The 5,392-nt window shown below is 38.3% G+C and carries 5 protein-coding genes; all 5 read left to right on the top strand.

What is annotated here, in order from left to right:
• The coding region (locus tag AB1488_08175; protein MEW6410073.1) for an ABC transporter ATP-binding protein at positions 1–1,793 on the top strand (1,793 nt) is incomplete at its 5' end.
• On the top strand, positions 1,777–2,685 hold the full coding sequence (locus AB1488_08170) for a glycosyltransferase family 2 protein (protein ID MEW6410072.1): 909 nt from the start codon (positions 1,777–1,779) through the stop codon (positions 2,683–2,685). The genes AB1488_08175 and AB1488_08170, both read left to right, overlap by 17 nt.
• Positions 2,669–3,361, top strand: coding sequence for a class I SAM-dependent methyltransferase (locus tag AB1488_08165; protein ID MEW6410071.1), 693 nt, complete (start codon positions 2,669–2,671; stop codon positions 3,359–3,361). The genes AB1488_08170 and AB1488_08165 overlap by 17 nt, the downstream gene beginning before the upstream one ends.
• A gap of 2 nt (positions 3,362–3,363) precedes the next feature.
• Positions 3,364–4,803, top strand: coding sequence for a radical SAM protein (locus tag AB1488_08160; GenBank protein MEW6410070.1), 1,440 nt, complete (start codon positions 3,364–3,366; stop codon positions 4,801–4,803).
• 150 nt (positions 4,804–4,953) lie between these two features.
• Positions 4,954–5,392 (top strand): hypothetical protein (locus AB1488_08155; GenBank protein ID MEW6410069.1); only part of this gene is annotated, 439 nt, incomplete at its 3' end.

The following is a 5,392-nucleotide window of genomic DNA, read 5'->3' as shown; positions in this document are numbered from 1 at the left end:
AATTGTTATATTATTTGATAAAGCCGTATCTAAATTTATATATACCTATAACGATACTCAGTTTAATAGTTGGAGTCTTATCAGGTATCAGCATCGCTGCTTTATTTCCCCTTCTAAATGCAGTACTCAACATTTATCAGCCTCAAGAACATGGTCGCATATTATTGTTAATACAAAATATGGTAAATCTAATCCCTTTTGAAAACAAAATAGTCGCTGCGTGTTTTTTCATGCTTTCGGTAATTATACTTAAAAATGTTACCTCTGTTTTCCTGGAGTTTTTAACAGGATATAGTGGAGCAAAGGTCGTTTACAATATAAAGAGGTCTGTCTTTGAAAGATATGCGAGCGCACCTTACCAATTTTTCTTAGATAATAAGCAGGGCGAATTAACTTACAATATCCACATAGCCCCAGAAAAGGTCAGTGATCTGTTAATGCTTTTACCTAAGTTGACGACGAGAACCTTTAATATTATCTGTTTTTCAGTAATATTATTATCCATCAGTGTTCAGATGACCGTTTTTATTCTTATCCTTGTTTTAATCTTTTATGGAATTACAAGTTTTTTATCTAAACATGTATCATATCCGATCGGTAAAGAGAAAAGAGAAAAACTCGTCTTACAACAGATCGTAACCAATGAATTCATAAATGGAGTAAAACAGATATTTGTCTTTGGGGCTAAAGAAAAATGGTCGGATTATTTTAATAAATTAAACCAAAGTTATAAAAAACTCCGCGTAAAATCAGCAACACTACTGGCTATTCCTGAGAATGCTTTAGAGTTAGTGATGTTTGTTATTGTAGCAATAATCGCATTAATCTTGAAGGACAGATACCCTCATGGATTCATAAATCAGATACCTGCTTTTGGAATCTATATTGTCGCTCTTCAAAGATTATTACCAAATGTTTCCCAGTTCAGCAGATTGCATATGATTATAATGGATGCATTACCAAATGCACAGATATGTTATGACGCCTTAAACCTTAGAGTAGAAGTTCCAAACATTCGAAAAAATGATCTGAGAGAATTCGAATCATTATCCAAATCGATCTGTTTTGAAAATGTATCTTTTTCATATATGAATAGAGATAATTTATTAAAGAATATCAATGCAGTCTTCGAGAAAGGGAGGCTGACCGCTATTGTTGGCGCTTCAGGGGAAGGAAAAACGACAATTATAAATTTAATCCTTGGTCTATATTCTCCATCTTTAGGCTCGATAAAAATTGATGGTATAGATTTAAGAGATTATAAGATAGAGACTTGGCTTGGTAAGATAGGGTTTGTCAGTCAGGATACATTTATCTTTCATTCTACAGTTGCTGAAAATATTTCATTTGGCTTTGAGAAATACTCTATGGAAGAGATAATCGAGGCAGCCCAAATAGCCGATGCCCATGATTTTATTCATGGTTTTCCAGACGGTTACAATACAATAGTCGGTGAGAGAGGTATGAAGTTATCAGGAGGGCAACAGCAGAGGATTGCCCTCGCAAGAGCAATCTTAAGGAAACCTGAGATATTAATACTCGATGAGGCAACAAGTTCTCTGGATAACATCTCTGAGAATCAAGTGCAGAGGGCTATAAATAATATCGCTGGAAACCATACAGTTATAGTCGTAGCCCACCGTTTATCTACGATAAAGAATGCAGATAAAATCATTGTCCTCCATGATGGAAGCATAGTGGAGGAAGGAATGCATCCAGAATTATTAAATAAAGAAGGTTATTATTGGAATCTATATAAGATGCAAGGTCTATCTGATGAGAGAGAATCATAAATTTTCTGTTGTTATCCCTGTATATAATGAAGAGGAAATATTAAGGAGGTCTGTCGAGTCTCTCGTGGCTAATATAGATTCCATTACGGAGTTCGATATGGAATACGAGATTATAATATGCGAAAATGGCAGTTACGATAACACACACCAGATTGCGAAACAGTTGACCGAAGAATTTCCCATGGTTCGTGTAGATCACCTGAGATATCCGAGTTATGGACAATCCATCAGGCTCGGTATCAGTACGGCTACTCATGAAAAAATAATTATCTTTAACATTGACTTCTGGGACATAGAGTTTCTAAAGAAGACTCTGGTTCTCCTCGACGAATATGATTGTATCGTAGGCTCAAAAGTGATAGAGGGTGCCATTGATGGTAGACCACTGTTACGGAGGCTAATCACAAGGGGGTTCAACTTGCTCTTGAGGATGTTGTATGGATTCAAAGGGACTGATACTCATGGGATAAAAGGTTTCAGAAAGTCTTCTATATATCCGGTCTCCATGCAGTGTCTTACTGAGCGTGAGATATTCGATACAGAACTTTTACTCCGTGCCGATAGAGCGAAACTTTCGATATATGAACTTCCGGTTACTATTAAGGAGGTTCGCCTGCCGAGGCTAAAACCTCTAAAAAGGATTCCTTCGACAGTGCGAGATTTATTCAGATTATACATTGCCTTACAGTTCAAGCCGATAATCGCTTTGAATACCCCTCGCTATGAGCAACAAACACTCAGGGAACAGAATCTCTTTAAATCCTACCAGAAGGTAAAGATACTCAATGGCAAGTTGACAGAAAATGAGATAAGCTTTGTTACCGAAATACCTCTGAATACTGTAAAGGAGATTCAGGAAATAATAAGGGCAGAAAATGACGACAGTCGATGAGAAAAAATATTTTTACGATAGGTTTGCTGAACAATTTGATGACGAGATGAACAAATACGACCTGAACAAACGCCTTTCCATAGTCTTTGAAAAACTCCTCCATCCCGGTGAACTTACAGGGAAAAAACTTCTGGACGTTGGATGTGGGACAGGTTGGTTTTCCCTGAGAGCTATACGGGAAGGAGCAGAGGTGGTATCAGTAGATATTGGACATACTCTCTTGAAAAAAGTCTCAGAAAAGTGTGACTCAAAAAAGGCAGTATCAGATGTTCTTTCTCTTAGTATTAAAGATAAGGCATTCGATTACATCCTGATGACAGAAGTAATAGAGCATACCAGTAATCCAAGGAATGCCATCGCTGAGATTCACAGGGTTCTAAAGAACAATGGCACATTGATAATGACCGTACCGAACCGGCTCTGGCATTTTACAGTCCAAATTGCAAAGGTGTTGAATATAAGGAAATACAATGGTTATGAGAACTGGGTAGGTTACTATCAACTGAGGGGTTGGTTTAAAGAGTTAGGTTTCGATGTGGAAGAGATGTTTGGCTTTCACCTTTTTCCCTTTGTCTTTCCTTTTTCGCATTCCTTGCTGGATAAATTGGACCGATTTTCTCACATATACTCACCAGTGATGCTGAACATCGCTGCGAGGTGCAGGAAGATAAATTGAGCTTGCCGATACTTTTTATAAATCCGGGTTACTCCATGAGGGAGCTTTATGGCGATCTCGCTGAGAGTGGGAATGAACTTCCACCCCAGAATCTGGCTGGTCTTGCTGCTGTTACAAGGCAACATGGATATGAGACTGCAATAATAGACTGTGCTGCTATAAGGATGGATATGCCCACCCTTTTAAGAAAGGTGTCTGAGTTTTCCCCTGATTATGTAGGGGTTACATCAACCACAATAACGATGGAAAACGCAGGTTATGTGGTTACTGAGATAAAAAAGATTCTTCCCTCAACAAAAATCATAGCAGGAGGTCCTCATATCACCGCTCTTCCAAAAGAGACACTTGAAAGATTTCCTGCGATAGATGTAGGCGTCGTCGGAGAAGGGGAAGAGACTCTGATAGAACTTTTAAATTCTATGAATAATGGCAAACCATTCAATGAGATTTCAGGAATAGCCTTCCGTGGCTCTAACGGAGAGATTATAGTTACACAAAGGAGAGAACTTATTACTAACATAGATACATTGCCACTTCCAGCTTGGAATCTTCTGCCACCAATAGACAAATTTTACAGACCACCTGGCGATTCCATAAACAGAATGCCTGCTGTTGGACTTGTTACCTCACGCGGCTGTCCAGGAAGATGTATATTCTGCGACAACATTACCTTTGGCAGAAGGTTCAGACCGCATAACGCACAGTATGTTCTCAGAATGATAAAAGAATTAGTAGAGAATTACGGAGTAAAAGAAATATATTTTGAAGATGACTACTTTATGGCTTCCAGAAAGAGGCTGATAGAGATTTGTAATGGGCTCATCGAGGCAAACTTTGACCTTACATGGACATGCACAGGCAGAATCTCCAAGACTGTAGATAATGATCTTTTATCTCTAATGAAACGGGCCGGATGCTGGCAGGTATGCTATGGCATCGAGAGTGGTTCTCAGGAAATTCTGGATATTATACAGAAGGGCACTCGCCTAAACGATATTAGAGAGTGCATAGCAAAAACCAGGCAAGCTGGACTTTCAGTAAAGGGTTTCTTCATGCTCGGGAATTTCATGGAAACAGAAGATACAGTAAAAAAGACTATAGACTTTATTCGGGAACTTTCACTTACGGATTTTCATATGTGCTACTTCGTTCCATTCCCTGGCTCACCTGCTTATAGTATCGCAGAACAATATGGAAGATTTGATAAAACATGGCGAAACATGAACCTTTATACCCCAAAGTGCTTTATACCCCATGGACTCACAGAAGAAAAGATGAGAAGTCTCTTCAGGAAGTGTTACAGAGCTCATTACTTTAAGCCTTCTGTGATGTTTTACTATGCAAAGAAGATAAAAAACATAGGAGTATTGAAGAAACTCATTGCCTCTTTCATTGCCTTCATGCGATTTTCATTTTTTAACAGAAAACAGGTTAATATCTAACAATAAAAACTGTATCAAATAAGAGGCTGTTGCCGAACCCTTTGAGCGACATTAGAGAATTTTTGGTAACAAATCCTGGCGAAGTGAAAGATAAGCAATTTCAACTGTTTGAGCCCGAAGGGCGAGTTTTGAAATTGCCTGTAACGAGCCATGGATTTGTCAAAAATTCTCTTCAGAAAGCGAAAAGGATTGTTCGGCAACAAGCTCATATTCTGTGTAAACATGATTGAAGAAACAAAGATCCCCTTCGTAAAAGTCGCTATTCCCTTGATTCTTGCATCTATAACTATCATGCTACCTCACGGGATATTTACCCCATTAGAAAGCCTTGCCATTTGGGTGGGGATTAAACCTATACAAAACTTTCTAACGGGGTTTACACAGAAAATTCAGATTGCCGATATAGTATTCCTGATAGTTCTTATCCCTATAGTTGTAAAATTCATATCCGAGAAAAGACACATATACTGGTCTCCGTTCATAAAGCCAATTGTTGCATATGCAGCTGTGGCGTTCTTGAGTATTTTTGTATCTGTGAGCACAAAAACCACCATTGTTGAATTTATCGGTTTTTCTTATCTTGTAGTTC

It is taken from the genome of Nitrospirota bacterium, assembly GCA_040756155.1.
Lineage (GTDB): Bacteria > Nitrospirota > Thermodesulfovibrionia > JACRGW01 > JBFLZU01 > JBFLZU01.
The sequence above is the reverse complement of the archived record's forward strand: the minus strand, read 5'-3'. Positions and strand labels throughout refer to the sequence as shown.

Coding starts and splice junctions, on each gene's coding strand:
- AB1488_08170 (MEW6410072.1), top strand. CDS start 1,777: ATGAGAGAGAATCATAAATTTTCTGTTGTTATCCCTGTATATAATGAA.
- AB1488_08165 (MEW6410071.1), top strand. CDS start 2,669: ATGACGACAGTCGATGAGAAAAAATATTTTTACGATAGGTTTGCTGAA.